This window comes from Acidovorax sp. Leaf73 (assembly GCF_916855635.1).
GTDB classification, from domain to species: domain Bacteria; phylum Pseudomonadota; class Gammaproteobacteria; order Burkholderiales; family Burkholderiaceae_C; genus Acidovorax; species Acidovorax facilis.
Map to the genome: position 1 here is coordinate 324047 of NZ_CAKASI010000006.1, position 23153 is coordinate 347199.

Annotated in this window: 23 protein-coding genes; 1 reads left to right on the plus strand and 22 read right to left on the minus strand. The window is 64.1% G+C overall.

Annotated elements, in window-relative coordinates; translation table 11 throughout:
- Positions 1–51: 51 nt before the first annotated feature.
- From hisA to LPA35_RS21245, 7 genes are all read right to left on the minus strand, one after another.
- Entirely contained in the window at positions 52–792 is a 741-nt protein-coding gene (gene hisA / locus LPA35_RS21215) for a 1-(5-phosphoribosyl)-5-[(5-phosphoribosylamino)methylideneamino]imidazole-4-carboxamide isomerase (protein WP_121422435.1), read from the minus strand.
- Positions 793–857: 65 nt separating this feature from the next.
- Entirely contained in the window at positions 858–1535 is a 678-nt protein-coding gene (hisH, locus tag LPA35_RS21220; protein WP_055399227.1) for an imidazole glycerol phosphate synthase subunit HisH, read from the minus strand.
- 51 nt (positions 1536–1586) lie between these two features.
- Complete coding sequence (gene hisB / locus LPA35_RS21225; protein ID WP_121422434.1) at positions 1587–2225, minus strand: imidazoleglycerol-phosphate dehydratase HisB; 639 nt, start codon at positions 2223–2225, stop codon at positions 1587–1589.
- The gene (hisC, locus tag LPA35_RS21230) at positions 2222–3343 is read right to left on the minus strand and encodes a histidinol-phosphate transaminase (RefSeq protein ID WP_121422433.1); all 1122 of its coding nucleotides are present in this window, start codon (positions 3341–3343) and stop codon (positions 2222–2224) included. The genes hisB and hisC overlap by 4 nt, the downstream gene beginning before the upstream one ends.
- The gene (locus tag LPA35_RS21235; RefSeq protein WP_142148205.1) at positions 3340–3792 is read right to left on the minus strand and encodes a PIN domain-containing protein; all 453 of its coding nucleotides are present in this window, start codon (positions 3790–3792) and stop codon (positions 3340–3342) included. The genes hisC and LPA35_RS21235 overlap by 4 nt, the downstream gene beginning before the upstream one ends.
- A 14-nt stretch (positions 3793–3806) precedes the next feature.
- The gene (locus tag LPA35_RS21240) at positions 3807–4031 is read right to left on the minus strand and encodes a hypothetical protein (RefSeq protein WP_015012682.1); all 225 of its coding nucleotides are present in this window, start codon (positions 4029–4031) and stop codon (positions 3807–3809) included.
- Positions 4032–4091: 60 nt separating this feature from the next.
- Positions 4092–5546, minus strand: a complete 1455-nt coding sequence (locus tag LPA35_RS21245) for a PLP-dependent aminotransferase family protein (protein ID WP_108497076.1) — start codon at positions 5544–5546, stop codon at positions 4092–4094.
- 151 nt (positions 5547–5697) lie between these two features.
- On the opposite strand from LPA35_RS21245, the gene LPA35_RS21250 reads away from it, so the two are divergent.
- Complete coding sequence (locus LPA35_RS21250; RefSeq protein ID WP_108497075.1) at positions 5698–6108, plus strand: DUF2917 domain-containing protein; 411 nt, start codon at positions 5698–5700, stop codon at positions 6106–6108.
- Here LPA35_RS21250 and hisD read toward each other — a convergent pair.
- The 15 genes from hisD to LPA35_RS21325 form a co-directional block, all read right to left on the minus strand.
- The gene (gene hisD, locus LPA35_RS21255) at positions 6095–7477 is read right to left on the minus strand and encodes a histidinol dehydrogenase (RefSeq protein WP_228898788.1); all 1383 of its coding nucleotides are present in this window, start codon (positions 7475–7477) and stop codon (positions 6095–6097) included. The genes LPA35_RS21250 and hisD overlap by 14 nt on opposite strands.
- A 19-nt stretch (positions 7478–7496) precedes the next feature.
- On the minus strand, positions 7497–8144 hold the full coding sequence (gene hisG, locus LPA35_RS21260; RefSeq protein ID WP_121508815.1) for an ATP phosphoribosyltransferase: 648 nt from the start codon (positions 8142–8144) through the stop codon (positions 7497–7499).
- Between the two features lie 2 nt (positions 8145–8146).
- Positions 8147–9421 carry a UDP-N-acetylglucosamine 1-carboxyvinyltransferase gene (murA, locus tag LPA35_RS21265; protein ID WP_228898790.1) on the minus strand — a complete coding sequence of 425 codons (1275 nt, stop codon included), beginning with the start codon at positions 9419–9421 and terminating at the stop codon, positions 8147–8149.
- Between the two features lie 97 nt (positions 9422–9518).
- Complete coding sequence (locus LPA35_RS21270; protein ID WP_015012677.1) at positions 9519–9761, minus strand: BolA family protein; 243 nt, start codon at positions 9759–9761, stop codon at positions 9519–9521.
- Between the two features lie 13 nt (positions 9762–9774).
- Complete coding sequence (locus LPA35_RS21275; protein ID WP_228898792.1) at positions 9775–10530, minus strand: ABC transporter permease; 756 nt, start codon at positions 10528–10530, stop codon at positions 9775–9777.
- Complete coding sequence (locus tag LPA35_RS21280) at positions 10527–11465, minus strand: ABC transporter ATP-binding protein (protein ID WP_055399246.1); 939 nt, start codon at positions 11463–11465, stop codon at positions 10527–10529. The genes LPA35_RS21275 and LPA35_RS21280 overlap by 4 nt, the downstream gene beginning before the upstream one ends.
- 58 nt (positions 11466–11523) lie before the next feature.
- Positions 11524–11796, minus strand: a complete 273-nt coding sequence (locus tag LPA35_RS21285; protein WP_055399248.1) for an STAS domain-containing protein — start codon at positions 11794–11796, stop codon at positions 11524–11526.
- 9 nt (positions 11797–11805) lie between these two features.
- The gene (locus LPA35_RS21290) at positions 11806–12450 is read right to left on the minus strand and encodes a phospholipid-binding protein MlaC (protein ID WP_228898793.1); all 645 of its coding nucleotides are present in this window, start codon (positions 12448–12450) and stop codon (positions 11806–11808) included.
- Between the two features lie 175 nt (positions 12451–12625).
- Positions 12626–13420 carry a VacJ family lipoprotein gene (locus tag LPA35_RS21295; RefSeq protein WP_228898795.1) on the minus strand — a complete coding sequence of 265 codons (795 nt, stop codon included), beginning with the start codon at positions 13418–13420 and terminating at the stop codon, positions 12626–12628.
- On the minus strand, positions 13417–13905 hold the full coding sequence (gene mlaD / locus LPA35_RS21300; protein WP_121507448.1) for an outer membrane lipid asymmetry maintenance protein MlaD: 489 nt from the start codon (positions 13903–13905) through the stop codon (positions 13417–13419). The genes LPA35_RS21295 and mlaD overlap by 4 nt, the downstream gene beginning before the upstream one ends.
- Positions 13906–13940: 35 nt before the next feature.
- Positions 13941–14723, minus strand: coding sequence for a lipid asymmetry maintenance ABC transporter permease subunit MlaE (mlaE, locus tag LPA35_RS21305; protein WP_055399256.1), 783 nt, complete (start codon positions 14721–14723; stop codon positions 13941–13943).
- Entirely contained in the window at positions 14720–15538 is an 819-nt protein-coding gene (locus LPA35_RS21310; RefSeq protein ID WP_121422427.1) for an ABC transporter ATP-binding protein, read from the minus strand. Before LPA35_RS21310 ends, mlaE begins: the two co-directional genes overlap by 4 nt.
- Before the next feature lie 401 nt (positions 15539–15939).
- Positions 15940–17418 (minus strand): glutamate synthase subunit beta, encoded by a 1479-nt coding sequence (locus LPA35_RS21315; protein WP_228898796.1) that lies wholly within the window; start codon positions 17416–17418, stop codon positions 15940–15942.
- Positions 17419–17466: 48 nt separating this feature from the next.
- Positions 17467–22200 carry a glutamate synthase-related protein gene (locus LPA35_RS21320; protein WP_228898797.1) on the minus strand — a complete coding sequence of 1578 codons (4734 nt, stop codon included), beginning with the start codon at positions 22198–22200 and terminating at the stop codon, positions 17467–17469.
- Between the two features lie 180 nt (positions 22201–22380).
- A complete protein-coding gene (locus LPA35_RS21325; protein WP_176888457.1) occupies positions 22381–23079 on the minus strand; it encodes a transposase in 699 nt (232 codons plus the stop codon).
- Between the last annotated feature and the right edge of the window lie 74 nt (positions 23080–23153).

Consider the following 23153-nt stretch of genomic DNA (forward strand, 5'->3'; position numbering starts at 1 on the left):
TGGCGTCGTCCCCTGGGGGAAGCGGCGAAGCCGCTCAGGGGGTGATCGGTTTCAGCCGTTCAGTTCGTCGGCACGCGCTTGCGCCGCAGCAAAGTCGAGGTCGCCGCTGTAGATGGCGCGGCCGCAGATCACACCTTCGACGCCTTCGCTCTCCACCGCGCACAGCTGCTCGATATCGGTCATGTTCGACAGGCCGCCCGAGGCGATCACGGGGATGCTCAAAGCCTGGGCCAGCTTCACCGTGGCGTCGATGTTGATGCCCGAGAGCATGCCGTCGCGGCCGATGTCGGTGTAGATGATGGATTCGACGCCCCAGTCCTCGAACTTCTTGGCCAGGTCCACGACCTCGTGGCCGGTGAGCTTGCTCCAGCCGTCGGTAGCGACCTTGCCGTCCTTGGCGTCGAGCCCCACGATGATGTGGCCCCCGAAGGCGCTGCAGGCGTCCTTCAGAAAACCGGGGTTCTTGACCGCAGCCGTGCCGATGATCACGTAGCGCAGGCCGCCGTCGATGTATTTCTCGATGGTGTCCAGGTCGCGGATACCGCCGCCCAACTGCACGGGAATGTCGTCGCCCACCTCTTTCAGAATGGACTTGATGGCGCTGTAGTTCTTGGGCACGCCCGCAAACGCACCGTTCAAGTCCACCAGGTGCAGGCGGCGTGCACCGGCATCCACCCATTTGCGCGCCATGGCGGCGGGGTCTTCACCAAAGGTGGTGGATTGGTCCATATCGCCTTGTTTGAGGCGTACGCAGTGGCCGTCTTTGAGGTCGATGGCGGGGATGAGCAGCATGGTGGTGGAGTTCGGGTGAAAAAGGGCGAGACGCAGCTCGGCCCGAACGGGTGGCGGTTAAGGGATCAGGGATTCCAGTGCAGAAAATTGCGGTACAGGGCCAAGCCATGCTCCGCGCTTTTCTCCGGGTGAAACTGGGTCGCAAAAATATTATCGCGTGCAATGGCGGCGGCGAACAAACCGCCGTAGTCCGTTTGGCCTGCGCAGTGGGCAGGATTTTGCGGCACGGCGTAGAAACTGTGCACAAAGTAAAAGTAGCTGCTGTCCGGCACGCCAGCCCACACCGGGTGCACGCCGCCGCCGTGGTGGGCGTGGGGCATCTGCCGCACCTGGTTCCAGCCCATCTGGGGCACCTTGAAGCGGCTGCCGTCGGGCTGGGTGCGGCCTGCCAGGTCAAACTTGAGCACATCGCCAGGGATGAGGCCCAGGCCCGGCGTATCCCCCTCGGCGCTATGGTCCAGCAGCATCTGCATGCCCACGCACACGCCGAACATTGGCTTGGAGGCAGCGGCTTCGAGCACCGATTCCTGCAGGCCGGACTCGCGCAGCTCGCGCATGCAGTCGGGCATGGCGCCCTGCCCTGGCAGCACGATGCGCTGGGCGGCACGCACGTCTTCGGGGCGCTGGGTGACGACCACGGTCCAGCCCGTGCCCTCGGCGGCGGCCTGCACGGCCTGCGACACTGAGCGCAGGTTGCCCATGCCGTAGTCCACGACCGCCACTGTTTTTGCTTCCATATTCATAGCTACTAGCGCTTATCCATCAAGCGATAGCGCCTGATTTAACCCAAAATTTCACAACGAACCCTTGGTGGAGGGGATGACACCGGCCGAGCGCGGGTCGCGCTCCAGCGCCGCGCGCAGCGTGCGCCCGAACGCCTTGAAGATGGTCTCGCACTGGTGGTGTGCGTTGACGCCCTTGAGGTTGTCGATGTGCAGCGTGACGCCCGCGTGGTTCACAAAGCCCTGGAAGAACTCGAACACCAGTTGCGTGTCGAGCTGGCCGATGCTCCCGGAGGTGAACTTCACATCCATGTGCAGCCCGGGGCGGCCCGAGAAATCCACCACCACACGCGATAGCGCTTCGTCCAGCGGCACATAGGCATGCCCGTAGCGGCGGATGCCTTTCTTGTCGCCCACGGCGCGCGCAAAAGCCTGGCCCAGCGTGATGCCCACGTCTTCCACGGTGTGGTGGCCGTCGATGTGCAGGTCACCCTCGCAGTCGATGTCGAGGTCGATCAGCCCATGGCGGGCGATCTGGTCGAGCATGTGGTCGAAGAAGCCGATGCCGGTGTGCAGCTTCGCCTGGCCGGTGCCGTCGAGGTTGATGCGCACACTGATGCGCGTTTCGGCGGTGTTGCGGCTGACCTCGGCGATGCGGTCGGCCATCGGGTCGGCCGATGGGGCGGAAGGTACGAGTGCGGAGGAAGTCATAGGGAGGCTTGGAGTGCGGCCAGCATCTGCGCGTTGTCTTCGGCATTGCCTACCGTCAGGCGCAGGCAGTTGGCCAGCAATGGGTGCATTGTAGAAACGTTCTTGACGAGCACCTTGCGGTTTTTCATACCCTCGTAGGCCTTGGCGGAATCCGCCACACGGATCAGCACCATGTTGGCCTCGCTGTCCCAGCACTTTTCGACACCCGGCATCTGGCGCAGGGCTGCGATGAGCGTGGTGCGTTCGGCACGGATTTCCGCCGCCTGGGCGGCGAAAACTTCGGCGTGTTCCAGAGCAAACAGGGCGGCTTCGCAGTTGAGCACGCTCACGTTGTAGGGCGGGCGCACCTTGTCGATCTCGCTCACGAACGCCGAGGGCCCGATGAGGTAGCCCAGCCGCACGCCTGCGAGGCCAAACTTGCTGAGCGTGCGCATGAGCAGCACGTGCGCGTTGCGCGCGGGCTCAGCGCGCATGCGGTCGATCCAGGTGCGGCTGGCAAAGGGCTGGTAGGCCTCGTCCATGACCACGATACCGCCCTGTGCGCCCGCGGCGTCGATGATGCGCTGCACCGCGCCCTCGTCCCACAGTGTGGCCGTGGGGTTGTTGGGGTAGGCGATGTAGGTGATGGCGGGGTTGTGCTGGGCGATGGCCGCCAGCATGGCGGGCTCATCCAGCTCAAAGTCGGGCGTGAGCGGCACGCCAACGAAGTCCAGACCCTGCAGCTGCGCGGACAGCGGGTACATCACAAAACCCGGCATGGGCGCGAGCATGGTGGCGCGCTGGCCCGTGCCGGGTTGGGCGCAGGCCAGGGCCAGCAGGGTGATGAGTTCGTCCGACCCGTTGCCCAGCACCACGCCGTAGCCCTCGGGCATGCCTGCATATTTGGCGAGGGCGGCCTTGAGGTCCAGCAGGCGGTCGCCGGGATAGCGGTTGAGCGCCACCGCGCCCAGGCGCTGGCCCAGCGCGGCCTGGAGGTGCGCGGGCAGGCGGAACGGGTTCTCCATCGCGTCCATCTTGAGCATGCCGGTGGAGGGCTGCACGCCGTAAGCGTGCATGGCGCGCACGTCGGGGCGGATACGGGCCAGGGCTTGGAGAGGAGACGACGCAGGAGTAGTCATTCGGTGGTGTCCAGTTCGTTGGGGGTGACAAGAAAAGGGTTGATCGGCCGCACGGCGTCCATCGGCTGGTCGTGTGGCAACGCTTCGGTGAGCAGGTAGCGGCAGCCCTGCTGATGGGCGGACGAGAGGATGAGCGCATCCCAGTAGCCCAGGCGGTAGCGGTCCTGCAGGTCCCAGGCGCCGTCCACCGTGTAGGAGTCGAGGTGCGGCGGCAGCCACACGCGCAGGCGGCGCACCTGGGCGCGCACCTGCTGCAGCACGTGGGGGCCATCAAAACGCTGGATGGCCTGGTTGTACAGCTCGTTGAGCACCTGCGAGCTGATGCGGCCGCTGCGCGTCTGCCAGCAAAAGCTGATCCATTCACGCGCCCGCGCCTGGCGCCCGGCATCGCGGTCGTCCACGCTGGCGAGCAGGATTTCGGTATCGACAAAGATGGGGACGGTGGCCATGCGTTTTGCCCGGTTTAGCGCAGAAACAGGGTTTCGCGCGGCACATAGGGCCCGCTGGACGCGCCCCAGGATTCAAACCCAAGTGCCTCGCGCATGGCCTGTGCGTAGGCGTCTTCTTGGCGCATCTTTTCGGCCAGCCATTCACCGAGCAGGCGCGAGACGCTGCTGCCGCGCTTGGCGGCTTCCACGCGGACCCATTCGGCAACGGTGTCGTCCATGGTCACGGTGATGTTTTTCATGGACTAAATATTACACGAACTTCGTGTACCACGAATTTCGTGTTGATTAAAACACCACAATCAAGCCGCCTTGCGCTGTGCCCCGCCCTGCAGCATCTGGCACGCCATGTCACCCACGGTGCGCAGCGCCTCCAGATGGGCAGGCGACCAGTCGCCGCCCACGCCAATGCGCAGGCAGTTGCGGAACCGCCCGCTGGCGCTGAACACCGTGCCGGGTGCGATCAGGATCTGCCGGGCCAGGCAGGCCTCGTGCAGTTGCACGGAATCGAGCGCGCGAGGCAGCTCCAGCCACAGCAGCAGGCCGCCGGGCGGGTCACTCACGCGCGTACCCTGCGGGAAGTGCGCGGCAATCACGTGGCGCACCTCATCCATGCGCGCCGCCACGGCCGCACGCAGCTGGCGCATGGCGGCGGCGTGGCCCGTCTGAGTGATGAGGTCGGCCAGGGCCAGCTCCAGCACGGCGGACTGGCCACCCGCCTGCAGGTCCTTGATGGCGCGCAGCTTGTCGGCCCAGCGGCCGGCCTCCAGCCAGCCCAGGCGCAGGCCCGGCGCCAGCGTCTTGGAGAACGAGTCGCACAACATCACATGGCCTGTGGTGTCGTACGACTTGACGGTGCGGCGCATCTCGTCCACCTCGACCAGATCGTTGTAGATCGCGTCCTCGATGACCGCCATGTCGTGCCGCGCCGCCATCTGCACCAGGCGCCTGCGCTCGGCCTGGGGCATGCAGCTGCCCAGCGGGTTGCTGAGCGTGGGCACCACCATCACGGCCTTGACGGGCTGGGTGTCCAGCGCGAGCTGCAGCGCATCAAGAGACAGTCCGTTGCGCGGGTGGGTGGGAATCTCCAGCGCCTTGAGGTGCAGGCCCTGCAGCACCTCCAGAAACGAAAAATGCGTGGGTGACTCCAGCGCCACCACGTCGCCCGGCTGCGTCACCGCGCGCAGGCACAGCGCAATGGAGTCCATGCAGCCGCCGGTGATCACGATGTTCTCGGGGTCCAGGCTGCAGCCCAGGCTGACGGCATAGCGCGCCAGGGCGCGGCGCGCGTCCTCATGGCCCGACGAACCGGGGTAAGTGCACAGCAGGTTGCGGTGGCGCTGCGCGGCGCGCACCACGGCGCGGCGCACGCGGTCGGGGTTGAACAGCTCGGGGCCGGGCGTGCCGCTGCTGTACGAGATCATGTCCACCGGCTGGTTGCGCCCCAGGATACGCTGGCCCAGCCAGTCCACCGACACCTCGCGCGGGCGGCGCATCGGGCGCGGTGTGCTGGGCTCGGGCAGGCTCACCGGCCGCGCCGCCACAAAAAAGCCTGAGCGCGGGCGCGCGGTGATCAGGCGCGCATCTTCGAGCCAGTGGTAGGCCTGCACCACCGTGGTCTGCGCCACGCCGTGCTGGCGCGCCAGCTCACGCACCGACGGCAGCTTTTCGCCGCGCGCGAGCGTGCCATTGCGGATCAGCTGCGCGAGCTGTTCGGCGATTTGAAGGTACAGCGGGGGTGCGTCATCGGTGGCCATGCTGCATTCTGTACTGGCCCTCTGGTCGATAGACAGTACAGAGGCATCCCAGTACGACCAGTACAGATGGGTTGGTTTGCTGTTCTGTACTGGCCCAGATTGTGCAGGCCTGTGGCTGGTGGCGCATCGCAGGTGGCCGCACAGTGAAGGCATGAACACGCTGCACACCCCCACCCCACCGTCGCCCGCACTGCCCAGCCAGCCTGCGGTTCCTCTCACGCTGCAATGGAAGCGCCAGCCGCTGCCGCCCTTGCAGGCTGTCCAGGTGCTGGACTTCCGCGCAGGCGACATTGCCCTGCTCGAAGTCGAACAAGGCCGCGTCTGGGTGACCTGTGATGGTCTACTGGAGGATTACTTTCTGGAGGCCGGCCAGCGCCTGTCCTTCACCGGACCCGTGCGACTGCGGGTCAGTGCCGAAGGCCACCGGCCCGCGCGGCTGAACTGGGCACAACACCGGGCGGTGGCAGGAGCCGCCTGTCCGCCTGCACCCGCCGCATCTCAGCCCAAGGCGTCGGCACCCACACAGGGTGCCCTGCCCCGGGGGGCGATCAGCGCGGCTTGACTCCAGCCTTGAGCCGCATCTCGGCCGCCTGCGCGTGGGCCTGCAAGCCCTCGCCGTAGGCCAGCTCGGCGGCGATGGTGCCCAGCACCTGGGCACCAGCTTCGCTCACCTCGATGATGCTGCTGCGCTTCTGGAAGTCGTACACGCCCAGCGGGGAGGAGAAGCGTGCCGTGCCGCTGGTGGGCAGCACGTGGTTGGGGCCTGCGCAGTAGTCGCCCAGGCTTTCGGAGGTGTAGGCGCCCAGAAAGATCGCGCCCGCGTGGCGCAGCAAAGGCTCCCAGCGGTGTGGGTCGGTGCTGCTCACTTCCAAGTGTTCCGGTGCGATGCGGTTGCTGATCGCGCAGGCTTCTTCCATGTCCTTCGTCAGGATCAGTGCGCCCCGGCCGGTGAGGCTCTTGGCGATGATCTCGGCGCGCGGCATGGTGGGCAGCAGGCGGTCGATCTCGCCCTGCACGGCATCGAGGTAGGCGGCGTCGGGGCACAGCAGGATGCTCTGGGCCAGCTCGTCGTGCTCGGCCTGGCTGAAGAGATCCATCGCCACCCAGTCGGGCGGCGTGGTGCCATCGGCCAGCACCAGAATCTCGCTCGGGCCTGCGATCATGTCGATGCCCACGGTGCCGAACACGCGCTTCTTGGCGCTGGCCACGTAGGCGTTGCCGGGGCCGGTGATCTTGTCCACCTTGGGCACGGTGGCCGTGCCGTAGGCCAGCGCGGCCACGGCCTGTGCGCCGCCGATGGTGAAGGCGCGGGTCACACCGGCCACGTAGGCGGCGGCCAGCACCAGCTCGTTGCGCTCGCCCTTCGTCGAGGTGCCCTCGCCCGTTCCGCCGGTCGCCACGCTGCCACGCACGGGGGTGGGCACGACCATGATGATTTCCTGCACTCCCGCTACGTGGGCCGGGATGGCGTTCATCAGCAGGCTCGACGGGTAGGCGGCCTTGCCGCCGGGCACGTAGATGCCCACGCGGTCCAGCGGCGTGACCTTCTGGCCCAACAGCGTGCCGTCCTCGTCGCGGTAGCTCCAGCTCTCTCCCGACGCCTTCTTCTGCGCCTCGTGGTAGCTGCGCACGCGCTTGGCGGCTGCCTGCAGCGCGTCGCGCTGGGCCTGGGGGATGGCGTCAAACGCGGCCTTGAAGTCGGCCTGGGTCAGCTCCAGCGCGGCCATGTTCGGTGCCGAGAGGCCGTCGAAGCGGGCGGTGTATTCCAGCACCGCCGCATCGCCGCGCTTTTGCACGTCGGCCAGGATGTCGGCCACGCGCTGCTCGATGGCCGCGTCGGTGTCGGCAGACCAATGCAGGCGGGCTGCAAAATCAGCCTCAAAAGTGGCCGCAGCGGTGGACAGACGGGCGGGAGCAGCTACCAAAGTCATAGTGCGTTCAAAGGTTGGTTCAGTTCTTGGGGGCAGGGATGGCCGAGGCAAACGCATCAATGATGCGGCGCAGCGGTGCCTGCTTGAGCTTGAGCGCGGCCTGGTTCACAACGAGGTAGGAGCTGATGTCCATGATGCGCTCCACCTCCACCAGGTGGTTGGCCTTGAGCGTGTTGCCGGTGGACACCAGGTCGACGATGGCATCGGCCAGGCCGATGAGCGGCGCCAGTTCCATGCTGCCGTAAAGCTTGACCATGTCGACATGCACGCCCTTGGTGGCAAAGAAGTCACGCGCAATCGACGTGTACTTGGTGGCGACCTTCAGGCGCGAGCCCTGCTTGACGGCCCGTTCGTAGTCGAAGTCGTTGCGCACGGCAACGCTCACGCGGCACTTGGCAATCTGCAGGTCCAGCGGCTGGTACAGCCCCTGGCCACCGTGTTCGATCAGGGTGTCCTTGCCGGTCACGCCGATGTCGGCGCCGCCGTATTCCACATACGTGGGAACGTCGGTGGCGCGCACCAGCACCACGCGCACGTTGGGCTGGTTCGTGGGCAGGATGAGCTTGCGCGATTTTTCGGGGTCTTCCAGCACCTCGATGCCTGCGGCGGCCAAAAGCGGCAGGGTTTCGTCAAAGATGCGGCCCTTGGAAAGCGCCAGGGTGATCATCGTCATGCTTTCACTCTTTCAATGTCGGCGCCAATGCCGCGCAGTTTGGATTCCATGCAGTCGTAGCCACGGTCCAGGTGGTAGATGCGGTCCACCACGGTTTCGCCATCAGCCACCAGGCCGGCAATGACGAGGCTGGCCGATGCACGCAGGTCGGTGGCCATCACGGTGGCGCCGGACAGGCGGGGCACGCCTTCGATGACCGCCACCTTGCCATCGGTCTGGATCTTGGCACCCAGCCGCACCAGCTCATTGACATGCATGAAGCGGTTTTCAAAAATTGTCTCGGTCACCGTGGCCGTGCCCTGCGCAATGCAGTTGAGCGCCATGAACTGGGCCTGCATGTCGGTGGGGAAACCGGGGTACTCGGTGGTGCGAAAGCCCTGGGCCTTGAGCGTGGCGCCGCCCGCGCTTTGCACGCGGATACCGCCCTCGACCGCTTGCACGGTGGCACCGGCCTCACGCAGCTTTTCGATCACCGCATCCAGGTGGTCGGCGCGGCCATGGCGCAGCATCACATCACCGCCCGTGGCTGCCACAGCGCAGAGGAAGGTGCCAGCCTCGATGCGGTCGGCCACCACGCGGTGGGTGCAGCCGTGCAGTTGGTCCACGCCCTCGATGCGGATGCGGCTGGTGCCGTGGCCTTCGATCTTCGCGCCCATGGCGATCAGCATCTCGGCCAGGTCCGAAATTTCGGGCTCTTGTGCGGCGTTTTCCAGCACTGTCTCGCCCTCAGCGAGCGCAGCGGCCATGAGGAAGTTCTCGGTGCCGGTCACGGTGACCATGTCGGTGGTGATGCGCGCGCCCTTCAAACGCGTCCAACCCGCAGGCAGCTTGGCGATCATGTAGCCGTGCTCGACCACGATCTCGGCACCCATGGCGGCCAGGCCCTTGATGTGCTGGTCCACAGGGCGCGAACCGATGGCACAACCGCCGGGCAGCGACACCGTGGCCTCGCCAAAGCGGGCCAGCAGCGGGCCCAGCGCCAGCACCGAGGCGCGCATGGTCTTGACCAACTCGTACGGCGCCTCGGGCGTGTTGAGCGCACTGGCGTCGATGCGCACCGTGCCGTCGTCGGCGCGCTCTGCGGTCACGCCCATATTGCGGATGAGCTTGAGCATGGTGCTCACATCCTGCAGCTGGGGCACGTTGAGCAGGGTCACCGGGTCGGCGGTGAGCAGCGCGGCACACAACTCCGGCAAGGCGGCGTTCTTGGCGCCAGAGACCAGCACCTCGCCTTGCAAGGTGCGTCCGCCGCGAATCAGGAGTTTGTCCATCTCTATCTAACAACCAAAATATGAATGAAAATGGCCCTTAGCGCTTATCTATCAAGCGTTAACAGCTATCAATAAATGAGTACCCAGGCAGGCAGCGTCACTGCGCTTGCGCCGCCCACTCGGCGGGGGTGAAGGTCTTCATCGACAGCGCGTGAACTTCATCCGTATGCATTTTCGCGCCCAGCGTGGCGTACACGCGCTGGTGGCGTTGGATGGCGCGCTTGCCCTCGAACTCGGCCGAGACGATGGTGGCGTACCAGTGGCGCCCATCGCCCTCCAGCGTGATGTGTTCGCAGGCCAGGCCAGCGGTGATGATGTCTTTGAGTTGGTCAGCGGTCATGTTGGGCTCGGAATCAGTTGCGAATTTTGTAGCCGGTGCGCAGCAGGTGGACGGCGAGAAAGCTCACGGCCAGCCAGGCGATGCCCACGATGCTGAGGCTGAGCCAGGGCGAGGTGTCGCTCTGGCCGAAGAAGCCATAGCGAAAACCATCGATCATGTAGAAAAACGGGTTCAGGTGGCTCACGGTCTGCCAGAACGGGGGCAGCGACTGGATGGAATAGAACACACCCGAGAGGAACGTCATGGGCACGACCACGAAGTTCTGGAACGCGGCGAGCTGATCAAACTTGTCGGCCCACAGCCCCGCAATCAGCCCCAACGTGGCCAGCAGGCCCGCGCCCAGCAACGCAAACACCAGTATCCACAGCGGCGCCGCAAACTCTGGCCGCGCAAAAGCCAGCGTGACGATGAACACACCCAGCCCCACCACCAGCCCGCGCACCATGGACGAGCCCACATAGGCCACAAACCAGGCCCAGTGCGACAGCGGCGTGAGCAGCACAAACACCAGACTGCCCATGATCTTGCTCTGGATCAGGCTCGACGAGCTGTTGGCAAAGGCGTTTTGCAGCACGCTCATCATCACGAGGCCGGGCACCAGAAAGGCGGTGTAGCTGATGCGGTCGTAGACCTTCACATGGTCTTCGAGCACGTGGCCGAAGATCAGCAGGTACAACACGGCCGTGAGCACCGGCGCGGCAACGGTCTGGAAGCTGACCTTCCAGAACCGCAGGACTTCCTTGTAGAACAGGGTCTGCCAGCCGGTCATAGCGCGACACCTTCGAGTGGGATGTTGGACGCAGATGTACCGGACATCACCTGCAAGAACACATCCTCCAGGTCCGGCCTGCGGATCTCCATGTCATGCACCTCCACGCCCGCTACGCGCAGCGCTGCCAGGTGGCTTTCGATCTCTGCGGCGTCGTGCGCGGGCAGTTGCACGATACGACCGGTGACACGCGCCGCCATCGCCAGGGCGGGTGGCAAAGCCGCATCGGTCTTGAACTGCAGGATGCTGCCTGAAGCCGCCTGCAGCAGTTCGCTGGTGCGGTTCAGCGCCACGATCTGGCCGGACTTGAGCATGGCAATGCGGCCACACAGGGCTTCGGCTTCTTCCAGGTAATGCGTGGTCAGCAACACCGTGTGGCCTTCCTTGTTCAGGCGCGCGACAAAGTGCCACAGCGTCTGGCGCAGCTCCACGTCCACGCCGGCCGTGGGTTCGTCGAGCACGATGATGGGCGGCTTGTGCACCAGCGCCTGCGCCACGAGCACGCGGCGCTTCATACCGCCCGAGAGTTGCCGCATGTTGGCGTTGGCCTTGTCGGTAAGGCCCAGGTTCTCCAGCAGCTCGTCGATCCAGGCGTCGTTGTTCTTCACGCCGAAATAGCCGGACTGGATGCGCAGCGATTCGCGCACATTGAAGAAGGGGTCGAACACCAGTTCCTGCGGCACCACACCGAGCTTGCGGCGCGCCTCGGCGAAGTCGGCCTGCACGTCGCTGCCCTGCACCAGCACACGGCCGCTGCTGGCGCGCGCCAGGCCCGCGAGGATGCTGATCAGGGTGGTTTTACCGGCACCGTTGGGGCCGAGGAGTCCGAAGAACTCGCCCTCCTCAATGTCCAGGTTGACCTGGTTCAGTGCCTGAAAAGGGCCTTTGGGCGTGGCAAAGGTCTTGGAGATTGCTTGGAAGGAGACTGCGGGCATGAAGCCCCTGATTTTACGGCCTTGCCCCGAACTGCGTTATGGCGGAGGGTATGCACCCTCAGGACACGGGCGTGAGCAAGGTGCCAACGCCGTACAAGCCCGCCATGCCGCGCAGCGCCGTGGGCAACCCCTGCACGGCAAAGGTCTTGCCCACGGACAGCGCCTCACGCCGGCATTCCAGCAGCACGGCCAGGGCCGAGCTGTCAAACACCGTCATCGCGCTCGCATCCACCACCACACCACTTTCACGGTGCACGCGCAGCCCCTGCAGAAGCATCTGCAGGCAGGCTGTGGCTTGGCGGTGGGTCAGCTCGGGGGGGAGAACCAGCATGGAGGAGGCTCAGCCCTTGGCGGTGGAGTTGGCTTTGTTGCGCGCAGCCAGGGTCTCGATCAGGCCATCAATGCCCTTGGCGTTGATCTCCTGGGCAAACTGGCCCCGGTAGGTTTCCACCAACCAGACACCCAGCACATTCAGGTTGTAGATCTTCCAGCCAGCGCCATCGCCAGGGGTTTTTTCGAGGCGGTAGTCCAGCTGAATGGGGTCGCCACGGCCCACGATTTCGGTGCGCACCAGCACGTCCTTGTCTTCGGGCGCAGCGCGCAGGGGCTTGACCTGGATGCTTTGGTCGTTGACCTGCGCCAGCGCACCCGCGTAGGTGCGCACCAGCAAGATCTTGAACTCGTCCTGCAGGCGTTTTTGCTGCTCGGGCGTGGCTTGGCGCCAGCCTGGCCCCACGGCAGCGGCGGTCATGCGGCGAAAGTTGACGTTGGGCATCACGGTCTTGTCCACCAGCGCGATCACCTTGGTCAGATCGCCGCCCTGAATCGCCTTGTCGGACTTCACAGTGTTGAGCACGTCGGTGGACAGGCGCTTGATCATCGCGTCCGGCGCTTCGTCTGCCGCCAGAGCGGCCAGCGGCAAGCCCAGCGCTGCCACGGCGGCAGCACACAGTGCCAGGTGGCCCAGGGAACGTCGGTTCATCATGTCCTCTATCCTCTACTTTCTCATTCAGTCATGAGCCGCCATCCGGCATGCCCGTGTTGCATTGTGGTGGCCGCAGAAACAACGCATGCGTCGCGGGCGTTGCGGTGTGCAAGCAAGTGCAACACGATCGCCCGCGCTATGGCCGCCATCGGCGGGCAGCCCTCTGGAAATCACCTCAACGGGGAGGCTCTTGCGGCAATACGCCGTCGTTGCCGTCTTTGCCGTCCGAGTCCTTGTTGTTCTGGGGCTCACCAGCCTGGCTGCGCACCTGCAGGAAAACGTCCCGCGTGAAGCTGTACTTGTCCAGCGCGGCACTGTCGAGGACGGAGCTTGCCCGCAAAAGATTGGCGCGCGTGTCCACCACCCGCAGTGCATACAGCGTGTTCCGGGCCGAGACCGGGTCCACATAGCTCACCACGTTGCCCTTCATGTCCACCGGGAGCGCAAAGGTGTCGCGCACCGTGGACGGGCCGAGAACCGGCAGCACCAGGTATGGGCCAGTTCCCACGCCCCATCGGCCCAGCGTCAGGCCAAAGTCCTGCTTGTAGCGGTCTATGCCCAGCTCACTGGCGATATCGAGCACCCCGCCGAGACCCATGAAGGTGTTGACATTGACCCTCATGAACGTCGAGGCGGCAGCCTCCGCGCGCAGTTGCAGCACGTTGTTCACAAACGACCAGACATCGCCGATGTTGGCGAAAAAGTTGCTCACCCCCGTGCGCACGGGGGCGGGCGCGATGTCCTGGTAGGCAATCGCTACCGGCTTGAGCACCATGGCATCAACTTGCTCGTTGAAGTTGGTCATGCTCCGGTTGTAGGATTCCAGCGGATCACGCGGGTCAGGATTGGCCACGGTGGCACAGCCCGAAAGCAGCGCACCGGCCAACAGCAGCGCCGAACCGCCCAGCGCACGTGGCAAGCCCTGCTGCTTGGAGCCGGTGGGCAGGGTGGTTGTTTCAAAGTTCTTCATTTCTTGTCACCTGCCCCTGCGGGCTTACCGCCGTCTTCGGCTTTGCTGTAGAGAAACTGTCCAATGAGGTTTTCGAGCACCACGGCAGACTGGGTCGCGGTGACCATGTCGCCCGCAACAAGGTTCTTCTCGTCCGCCCCGGCCTCAATACCGATGTACTGCTCACCCAACAGGCCGCTGGTGAGAATCTTGAGGGAGCTGTCCTTCGGGAAAGCGTAGCGGTTTTCCATCGCCAGCGTCACCCGCGCCTGGTAGGTCTTGTCGTCGAACGTGATGGACTCCACACGCCCGACCACCACGCCCGCACCGCGCACCGCAGCCTGGGGCTTGAGCCCGCCGATGTTGTCAAAACGCGCCGTGATGCGGTAGCCGGACTGGAAATTCAGGCTCAGCAAATTGGCGGACTGGAGCGCCAGAAACACCAGCGCCACGGCCCCCAGCATCACGAACAGCCCAACCCAGAGATCGTTTTTGGAGCGTTGCATTGTTTATTTCCTCTTCACTGCCAGCATCGCCAGCCTCAGATACTGAACATCAGGGCCGTGAGGACGAAGTCGAGCCCCAGCACGGCCAGGCACGCCATCACCACGGTGCGCGTGGTGGCACGCGACACGCCCTCGGGCGTGGGCTTGGCAGTAAAGCCCTGCAGCAGTGCCACAAAGGTGACGGCAACACCGAACACCACGCTTTTGAGCACCCCATTGCCCACGTCTTTCCAAACGTCCACGCCGCCCTGCGTCTGGCTCCAGAAAGCGCCGGGGTCGATGCCGATCATGAGCACGCCCACGCTCCAGCCACCAATCACCCCCACCGCACTGAACACCGCCGCCAGCAGGGGCATGGTGATCACGCCGGCCCAGAAGCGGGGCGCCAGAATGCGCTGGACTGGGTCCACCGCCATCATTTCCATCGCGCTGAGCTGCTCGCCCGCACGCATCAAACCAATCTCGGCCGTCAGCGACGTGCCCGCCCGCCCCGCAAACAGCAAGGCGGTGACCACGGGCCCCAGCTCCCGCACCAGCGACAGCGTGACAAGAAGACCCAGCGCTTCTGCTGAACCGTAGCGCTGCAGCGTGTAATACCCCTGCAGCCCCAGCACCAGCCCTACAAACAGGCCGGACACTGCGATGATGGCCAGCGAGTAGTTGCCCAGAAAATGCACCTGGTCGCGCACCAGCGAAGGCCGCATGAAGGTGGCACCCACCATCCGCACCAGCCGTACAAAAAGACGCGCGCCCATGCCAATGTCGGCCAGCTTTTGGCGCACGGCAAAACCGACATCGGAGGGGTTGTACCAGCTCACCGTGCACGCCCTCCCACAGGTCCGAAGTCCTGCACCTCGTCAGGGCCAGGGTAATGAAAGGGTACCGGCCCTGTGGGCAAGGCATTCACAAACTGGTGCACCAGGGGGTCCGTGCTGGCACGCACCTCATCTGGCGTGCCCTGAGCGGCCACCACGCCAGCCCCGAGGATGATCACGTGGTCTGCCAGCCGGAAGGTTTCCTCCAGGTCGTGCGAGACCACGATGCTCGTGAGGCCCATGGCGTCATTGAGCTGGCGGATCAGCTGCGCCGCCGTTCCCAGGGAAATGGGGTCCAGCCCCGCAAAAGGCTCGTCGTACATCACCAGCTCCGGGTCCAGCGCAATGGCACGGGCCAGAGCCACCCGCCGGGCCATTCCCCCCGAAATCTCGCTGGGCATGAGATCACGTGCGCCGCGCAGGCCCACGGCATGCAGTTTCATGAGGACCACGTCGCGGATCAGCGCTTCGGAAAGGTCGGTGTGCTCCCTGAGCGGAAAGGCCACATTCTCGAAAACACTCAGGTCGGTGAACAACGCCCCGAACTGGAACAGCATCCCCATCCGGCGACGGACGGCGTACAAGCCAGACGCATCAAGGCGACCCACGTCCTGCCCATCAAACAGGACTTCACCGCCCGAAGCCCGCTGCTGCCCCCCTATCAGGCGCAGCACCGTGGTCTTGCCCCCACCGGAGGCACCCATCAGCGCCGTGACCTTGCCACGCGGCACGGTCAGCGAAACGTCGCGCAGGATGTCGCGGTCTCCGTAGGAGAACGTGACATTGCGCAGTTCGGCAAGGAGGGAGGGGTCAGGCATGCAAAAAAGATTCAGGATTCCGGGTCATCAGTCACCACACAGTGATTCCTCGGGCCGCAGGAAGCCGCGATGGTAGCTCAAGATGCAAACATACATACATGTATGTTTGCATCTTGAAGCATCTGCATCATGAGATGGATGGTGGCTCAGACGCCATACAACCCCGGATTGACAGAACCCTCGATTGTGCCAATAAAGATGCGCAGACGTGGAAGGCGGGGCCATCCACCTGGACTGGCGGGCGCGCGCCGGGTCCAGTCGGTGGCCTCGCCCAACAATGCGTCCGCAGCCCCTCCCCTCCCAACTTCCAGGGGCATATCCACCGATCGCCTTACGCCCTGACCAACCCGCCATGAAAAACGGCGCCGCAGCGCCGTTTCGATTGCATGTTCCGCAGCCGATCAGCGCGGCAGATCTGAGTAGCCCATGAGGAACTCATCGACTGCACGCGCGGCCTGACGGCCTTCGCGGATGGCCCAGACGACCAGCGACTGACCACGCCGAATGTCGCCAGCAGCGAACACCTTGGGCACGTTGGTGGCATAACCGCCATCGAAGTCGGTCGTGGCGCGGGCATTGCCCCGGGCATCCTTGTCCACGCCAAAAGCTTCCAGCACGGCAGCCACCGGGCTCACAAAGCCCATGGCCAGCAGCACCAGATCGGCCTTCAGGATCTTCTCAGACCCGGCCACCTCGACCATCTTGCCGTCCTTGAACTCCACACGCACGGTCTTGAGGCCGGTGACCTTGCCCTTTTCGCCGATGAACTCCTTGGTGGAGATGGCGAACTCGCGCTCGCAACCCTCTTCGTGGCTGGAGCTGGTGCGCAGCTTGATCGGCCAGTAAGGCCAGGTCAGCGGGCGGTTTTCCTCTTCGGGCGGCTGGGGCATCAACTCAAACTGGGTGACGCTCACGGCGCCATGGCGATTGCTGGTACCCACGCAGTCGCTACCGGTGTCGCCGCCACCAATCACGATGACGTGTTTGCCATCGGCGCGCAACTGGCCCTTGAGCTTGTCGCCCGCGTTGACCTTGTTCTGCTGCGGCAAGAACTCCATGGCGAAGTGGATGCCATCGAGGTCACGGCCCGGCACGGGCAGATCGCGCGATTGCTCAGCGCCACCGGTCAGCAGCACGGCATCGAACTCCTTGTTCAACTGCTCGGGCGTGACGGTTTCCTTGGCCCAGTTGGTGACCTTGGAATCTTTGCCCAGTCCGTCCTTGGCGGCGCCCACGAACACGCCGGTGCGGAAGACCACGCCTTCGGCTTCCATCTGCTTGACGCGGCGGTCAATGTGCGACTTCTCCATCTTGAAATCCGGAATGCCGTAGCGCAGCAGCCCGCCCACGCGGTCGTTCTTTTCAAACAGCGTGACGCTGTGGCCAGCGCGCGCGAGTTGCTGGGCGGCCGCCATACCTGCGGGGCCAGAGCCCACCACGGCCACCTTCTTGCCCGTTTTGTGCTTGGCAACGCGTGGCTGTACCCAGCCCTCCTCCCACGCACGGTCAATGATCGCGTGCTCGATGGACTTGATGCCCACGGCGTCGTCGTTCACATTGAGCACGCAGGCGGCCTCGCAGGGTGCGGGGCAGATACGGCCGGTGAAATCGGGGAAGTTGTTAGTGCTGTGCAGCACCTCAATCGCGCTCTTCCAGTCCGCGTGGTACACCAGATCGTTGAAGTCCGGAATGATGTTGTTCACCGGGCAGCCGTTGTTGCAGAACGGCGTGCCGCAGTCCATGCAGCGCGCGCCTTGCACCTTGGCCTGGCTTTCATCCAGTCCGATGACAAATTCCTTGTAGTGCTTCAAGCGCTCGGGCACAGGCTTGTAGCCCTCTTCGATGCGCTCGTATTCCATGAAGCCGGTAGTTTTTCCCATGACGATGTCCTTGTTTATGAATGCTGTGCGAAAGTGGGTGACGTCGCCTTACTTGGCGGGTGCCACTTCTTTTTTGGTAGCAGCTACCGCTGGTGTAGCGGACTCCTCCAGCACTTTTTGTTCATAAATTTCAGCCAACGCACGCTTGTACTCAGTCGGGAAGACCTTGACGAACTTGCTGCGCGATGCGGCCCAGTTGTCGAGCAGTTCGCGTGCGCGCTTGCTGCCCGTCCAGCGGTTGTGGTCTTCCAGCAGCTTCTTGAGCTGGGCTTCGTCGGTCTGTCCGTTGTGCCAGATCGAGCGTGGCACCGTGGCTTCCTGCTCGGTGGCGGGCAGGATGCGCTCCAGCGTCACCATGGACATGTTGCAGCGGGTGTCGAACTGACCGTCTTCGTCGTACACGTACGCCACGCCGCCGCTCATGCCCGCCGCAAAGTTGCGACCGGTCTTGCCGAGCACCACCACGGTGCCCCCGGTCATGTATTCGCAACCGTGGTCGCCCGTGCCCTCCACCACTGCGGTGGCGCCCGACAGACGCACGGCGAAACGCTCACCGGCAACGCCGCTAAAGAAGGCTTCGCCCGTGGTGGCGCCGTACATCACGGTGTTGCCAACGATGGTGTTGCGCACGGCGTCACCGCGGAAATCGATGCTGGGGCGCACAACCACGCGGCCTCCCGACAGACCCTTGCCCGTGTAGTCGTTGGCGTCGCCGATCAGGTACAGCGTGATTCCGCGCGTGAGGAACGCACCGAACGACTGGCCGCCCGTGCCTTCGAGCTGGATACGGATGCTGTCGTCGGGCAGGCCTTCGGGATGCACGCGGGTGACAGCGCCGGACAGCATGGCGCCGACCGAGCGGTTCACGTTGCGCGCCACCTCGATGAACTGCACGCGCTCACCCTTTTCAATGGCGGGCTTGCTGCGTTCGATGAGCTTGCGGTCCAGCGTGTGCTCGATGTTGTGGTCCTGCACGTCCACGTGGAAGCGCGGCACATCGGCGGGCACGTTGGGCTGGGCGAACAGGCGGCTGAAGTCCAGGCCACGTGCCTTCCAGTGTTCCAGTCCCTGGCGCATGTCGAGCAGGTCGGTGCGGCCGATCAAGTCGTCGAACTTGCGAATACCGAGCTGGGCCATGATCTGGCGCACTTCTTCGGCGATGAAGAAGAAATAGTTCACCACGTGCTCGGGCTTGCCCGAGAACTTCTTGCGCAGCTCAGGGTCCTGGGTGGCCACGCCCACGGGGCAGGTGTTCAGGTGGCACTTGCGCATCATGATGCAGCCTTCCACCACCAGCGGTGCCGTGGCAAAGCCGAACTCGTCAGCACCCAGCAGTGCGCCGATGGCGACGTCGCGGCCGGTCTTCATCTGGCCGTCGGCCTGCACACGGATGCGGCCGCGCAGGCGGTTCAGCACCAGCGTCTGCTGGGTTTCGGCCAGGCCGATTTCCCACGGACCGCCCGCGTGCTTGATGGACGACCAGGGCGAAGCGCCCGTGCCGCCGTCATGCCCTGCGATCACCACGTGGTCGCTCTTGCACTTGGCCACGCCTGCGGCGATGGTGCCCACGCCCACTTCAGAGACCAGCTTGACGCTGATGCCAGCGTGTGGCGCCACGTTCTTCAGATCGTGGATCAGCTGGGCCAGATCCTCAATCGAGTAGATGTCGTGGTGCGGCGGGGGCGAGATCAGGCCCACGCCGGGCACGCTGTGGCGCAGCTTGCCGATGTAATTGGAGACCTTGCCACCCGGCAGCTGACCGCCCTCGCCGGGCTTGGCACCCTGGGCCATCTTGATCTGGATCTGGTCGGCCGACGAAAGGTATTCGGCCGTGACACCGAAGCGGCCCGATGCCACCTGCTTGATGCGGCTGCGCAGCGAGTCGCCGTCCTGCAGGGGCAGGTCGACCTCCACGTTCTCGGCACCGATCACGCTCTTGAGGGTATCGCCCTTCTTGATCGGAATGCCCTTGAGTTCGTTGCGGTAGCGTGCGGCGTCCTCGCCACCTTCGCCGGTGTTGCTCTTGCCGCCGATGCGGTTCATGGCCACGGCGAGCGTGGCGTGGGCCTCGGTGGATATGGAACCCAACGACATGGCGCCCGTGGCGAAGCGCTTGACGATTTCCTTGGCGGGCTCGACCTCGTCGACCGGGATCGCCTTGGCGGGGTCGATCTTGAACTCGAACAGGCCGCGCAGCGTCATGTGGCGCTTGCTCTGGTCGTTGATCAGCTGGGCGTATTCCTTGTACGTGTTCCAGTTGTTGGCGCGCGTGCTGTGCTGCAGCTTGGCAATCGCATCGGGCGTCCACATGTGGTCTTCGCCCCGGGCGCGCCAGGCGTATTCGCCACCGGCGTCCAGCATGGTCTCGAGCACGGGGTCGTCACCAAACGCGGCCTTGTGCATGCGGATGGCCTCTTCGGCGATCTCGAACACGCCGATGCCTTCCACACGGCTGGCGGTGCCGGTGAAATACTTGCCCACGGTTTCCGTGTTCAGGCCGATGGCCTCGAACAGCTGGGCGCCGCAGTAGCTCATGTAGGTGCTTACGCCCATCTTCGACATGATCTTGGACAGGCCCTTGCCGATGGCCTTGACGTAGTTGTAGATGGCCTTGTCGGCCGACAGGTCGCCGCCCAGGTCCTTGTGCATCTCGGCCAGGGTTTCCATGGCCAGGTAGGGATGCACGGCCTCGGCGCCGTAGCCCGCCAGCACGGCAAAGTGGTGCACTTCGCGCGCGGTGCCCGTCTCGACCACCAGGCCGGCCGTGGTGCGCAGGCCCGCTCCCACCAGGTGCTGGTGGATGGCGGACAGCGCCAGCAGCGCAGGGATTGCCACCTGGGTAGCGCTCACGGCGCGGTCGCTCACGATCAGGATGTTGGCGCCGCCTTTGATGGCATCCACAGCCTGCGCGCACAACGAGGCGAGCTTGGCTTCCACCCCCTCACGGCCCCAGTTCAGTGGGTAGGTGATGTCGATGGTCACGCTCTTGAACTTGCCTTGCGTGTACTTTTCGATGTCGCGCAGCTTGGCCATGCCGGCAAAGTCGAGCACGGGCTGGCTCACTTCGAGCCGCATCGGCGGGTTGACCTGGTTGATGTCCAGCAGGTTCGGCTTGGGTCCGATGAAGCTGTTGAGCGACATCACGATGGCTTCGCGGATCGGATCGATCGGCGGGTTCGTCACCTGGGCGAACAGCTGCTTGAAGTAGTTGTACAGCGGCTTGTTCTTGCCCGACAGCACAGCCAGCGGACTGTCATTGCCCATCGAGCCAATGCCCTCTTCACCATTCTTGGCCATGGGCGCCATCAGGAACTTGATGTCTTCCTGCGTGTAACCGAAGGCCTGCTGGCGGTCGAGCAGCGGCAGATCGGCAGGCTGCGGTGCGGCCACTTGCGCGCCCGCGTCAATGCTGTCGAGCTTGATCCGCAGGTTTTCGATCCACTGCTTGTAGGGCTTGGTGTTGACGATGTTGGCCTTCAGCTCTTCGTCGTCGATCATGCGGCCTTGTTCCAGGTCGATCAGGAACATCTTGCCGGGCTGCAGGCGCCACTTGCGCACGATCTTGTTCTCGGGCACCGGCAACACACCCGACTCGGAGCCCATGATGACCAGATCGTCGTCGGTGATGCAGTAGCGCGAGGGGCGCAGGCCGTTGCGGTCCAGCGTGGCGCCGATCTGGCGTCCGTCGGTGAACACGATGGAGGCGGGGCCGTCCCAAGGCTCCAGCATGGCAGCGTGGTATTCATAGAAGGCGCGGCGGCGCTCGTCCATGGTGGTGTGCTGCTCCCAGGGCTCTGGGATCATCATCATCACGGCTTGGCTGATGGGGTAGCCGGCCATGGTCAGCAGTTCGAGGCAGTTGTCGAACGTAGCCGTATCAGACTGGTCGGCGAAGCTGATTGGGTACAGCTTTTGCAGGTCAGCAGCCAGCACGGGCGAGGCCATCACGCCTTCGCGGGCCTTCATCCAGTTGTAGTTGCCCTTGACGGTGTTGATTTCACCGTTGTGCGCCACATAGCGGTAGGGGTGGGCCAGCGGCCACTCGGGGAAGGTGTTGGTGGAGAAACGCTGGTGCACCAGACCGATGGCCGAGACGCAGCGCTCGTCGGACAGGTCCTTGTAGTACACGCCCACCTGGTCGGCCAGCAGCAGGCCCTTGTAGACCACGGTGCGGCTGGACATGGAGGGAACGTAGTATTCCTTGCTGTGCTTGAGCTTGAGGGCCTGGATGTTGGCGCTGGCCGTCTTGCGGATCACGTACAGCTTGCGCTCCAGCGCGTCCTGCACGATCACGTCGTTGCCACGGCCGATGAACACCTGGCGCAGGATGGGCTCCTTCTTGCGCACAGTGGGGGACATGGGCATGTCCACATTGACCGGCACATCGCGCCAGCCCAGCAGTACCTGGCCTTCGGCCTTGATGGCGCGCTCCATCTCTTGCTCACAAGCCAGTCGCGAGGCGTGCTCCTTGGGCAGGAAAATCATGCCCACACCGTATTCGCCCGCTGCTGGCAAGGTTACGCCTTGCTTGGCCATCTCTTCGCGGTACAGCGCGTCAGGGATCTGGATCAGGATGCCGGCGCCGTCGCCCATCAGCGGGTCGGCACCCACCGCGCCACGGTGGTCGATGTTTTCCAGAATCTTCAGAGCCTGCGTCACGATGTCGTGGCGCTTGATGCCCTTGATGTGGGCCACAAACCCTAGGCCGCAGGCGTCGTGTTCGTTACCCGATGAATACAAACCGTGTTGTTGCAGATGCTGGATCTCGGCAGCCGTGGTCATGGCGCACTCCTATATTTTTCGCAGGGAGTGGAAGATTAGTGCATTGCAACATCTTTTGGCAAGAAAATTAATTAGGGTCAGATTCTTAATTTACGAATGAAAATTGAATTTCATTTTTTATTAGGGACGTATCAAATTTAATAGCAATCAACCCAACAACAGAAAGCGCTAATGCCATATTTATTCTGACGTTTTGCGAAGCGCCGGCCTACCGGCTTGTCCCTGGGTTACCCGGCGCGGTGTGTGCTTTTGCAACTCTTGAACAAATTCAGCGTCGCCCAGCGCCCAACCACTGAGTGCGGATGACGTCAGCACAGTCTGCTCCTGCGAGCCGATGCCCGCCTGCACCAGCGCGGCATACGCCGCCTCGCGCGCAAACGGCGTGTTGCCCAGCGCCCAGTACAAAGCATGTGGTGTGAGCAAACGGTCATGGCGCAGTCCCAGCCAATGGGCATGGCTGGACCACGGGTAGTCGCCAGGCTGCGCCACCTGCCCGGCCCGCACCGGGTTCAGATCAAGGTAGACCATGCAAGGCAGGAGATACCGCTCGGGCTGCAGCACCGTGGAACGATAGCGCCCCTCCCACAGGGTGCCCGTACGGGCGTGGCGCCGGTTGAAATACTGCACGTAGCGCCGCCCTACCGCCTGCATCATCTGCGGAAGGCCGTCAGCAGTAGTGGGCGTGGCCAGCAGGTGAAAGTGGTTGTCCATCAGCACATAGGCATGCACAGCAACACCAAATTTCTGTGCATTGTCTGCCAGCAGCGAAAGCATGGTCTCGAAGTCTTCGCGGTCCGCGAAGATGCTTTGGCGGTTGTTTCCGCGCTGGATGACGTGGTGCAGATGACCCGGCAGGGTCAGGCGCGGCAGGCGGGCCATGGATGTGGATGGGAGCTAGGGGGAGGATGATAATAAATCCGTCCCCGATTTCTTCTCACCCCGGCAACAACGTA

Bases quoted from the DNA above. Each gene is read 5' to 3' on its own strand.
- LPA35_RS21270 (WP_015012677.1), bottom strand. From the start codon at position 9,761: ATGACCGCTGACCAACTCAAAGACATCATCACCGCTGGCCTGGCCTGC.
- LPA35_RS21235 (WP_142148205.1), bottom strand. From the start codon at position 3,792: ATGGCCACCGTCCCCATCTTTGTCGATACCGAAATCCTGCTCGCCAGC.
- hisB (WP_121422434.1), bottom strand. From the start codon at position 2,225: ATGACTTCCTCCGCACTCGTACCTTCCGCCCCATCGGCCGACCCGATG.
- hisG (WP_121508815.1), bottom strand. From the start codon at position 8,144: ATGATCACCCTGGCGCTTTCCAAGGGCCGCATCTTTGACGAAACCCTG.
- LPA35_RS21290 (WP_228898793.1), bottom strand. From the start codon at position 12,450: ATGATGAACCGACGTTCCCTGGGCCACCTGGCACTGTGTGCTGCCGCC.
- LPA35_RS21315 (WP_228898796.1), bottom strand. From the start codon at position 17,418: ATGGGAAAAACTACCGGCTTCATGGAATACGAGCGCATCGAAGAGGGC.
- hisH (WP_055399227.1), bottom strand. From the start codon at position 1,535: ATGAATATGGAAGCAAAAACAGTGGCGGTCGTGGACTACGGCATGGGC.
- LPA35_RS21245 (WP_108497076.1), bottom strand. From the start codon at position 5,546: ATGGCCACCGATGACGCACCCCCGCTGTACCTTCAAATCGCCGAACAG.
- LPA35_RS21325 (WP_176888457.1), bottom strand. From the start codon at position 23,079: ATGGCCCGCCTGCCGCGCCTGACCCTGCCGGGTCATCTGCACCACGTC.
- LPA35_RS21295 (WP_228898795.1), bottom strand. From the start codon at position 13,420: ATGAAGAACTTTGAAACAACCACCCTGCCCACCGGCTCCAAGCAGCAG.
- LPA35_RS21250 (WP_108497075.1), top strand. From the start codon at position 5,698: ATGAACACGCTGCACACCCCCACCCCACCGTCGCCCGCACTGCCCAGC.
- LPA35_RS21320 (WP_228898797.1), bottom strand. From the start codon at position 22,200: ATGACCACGGCTGCCGAGATCCAGCATCTGCAACAACACGGTTTGTAT.
- murA (WP_228898790.1), bottom strand. From the start codon at position 9,421: ATGGACAAACTCCTGATTCGCGGCGGACGCACCTTGCAAGGCGAGGTG.
- hisC (WP_121422433.1), bottom strand. From the start codon at position 3,343: ATGACTACTCCTGCGTCGTCTCCTCTCCAAGCCCTGGCCCGTATCCGC.
- LPA35_RS21275 (WP_228898792.1), bottom strand. From the start codon at position 10,530: ATGACCGGCTGGCAGACCCTGTTCTACAAGGAAGTCCTGCGGTTCTGG.
- LPA35_RS21285 (WP_055399248.1), bottom strand. From the start codon at position 11,796: ATGCTGGTTCTCCCCCCCGAGCTGACCCACCGCCAAGCCACAGCCTGC.
- mlaD (WP_121507448.1), bottom strand. From the start codon at position 13,905: ATGCAACGCTCCAAAAACGATCTCTGGGTTGGGCTGTTCGTGATGCTG.
- LPA35_RS21310 (WP_121422427.1), bottom strand. From the start codon at position 15,538: ATGCCTGACCCCTCCCTCCTTGCCGAACTGCGCAATGTCACGTTCTCC.
- LPA35_RS21280 (WP_055399246.1), bottom strand. From the start codon at position 11,465: ATGCCCGCAGTCTCCTTCCAAGCAATCTCCAAGACCTTTGCCACGCCC.
- hisD (WP_228898788.1), bottom strand. From the start codon at position 7,477: ATGACTTTGGTAGCTGCTCCCGCCCGTCTGTCCACCGCTGCGGCCACT.
- LPA35_RS21240 (WP_015012682.1), bottom strand. From the start codon at position 4,031: ATGAAAAACATCACCGTGACCATGGACGACACCGTTGCCGAATGGGTC.
- hisA (WP_121422435.1), bottom strand. From the start codon at position 792: ATGCTGCTCATCCCCGCCATCGACCTCAAAGACGGCCACTGCGTACGC.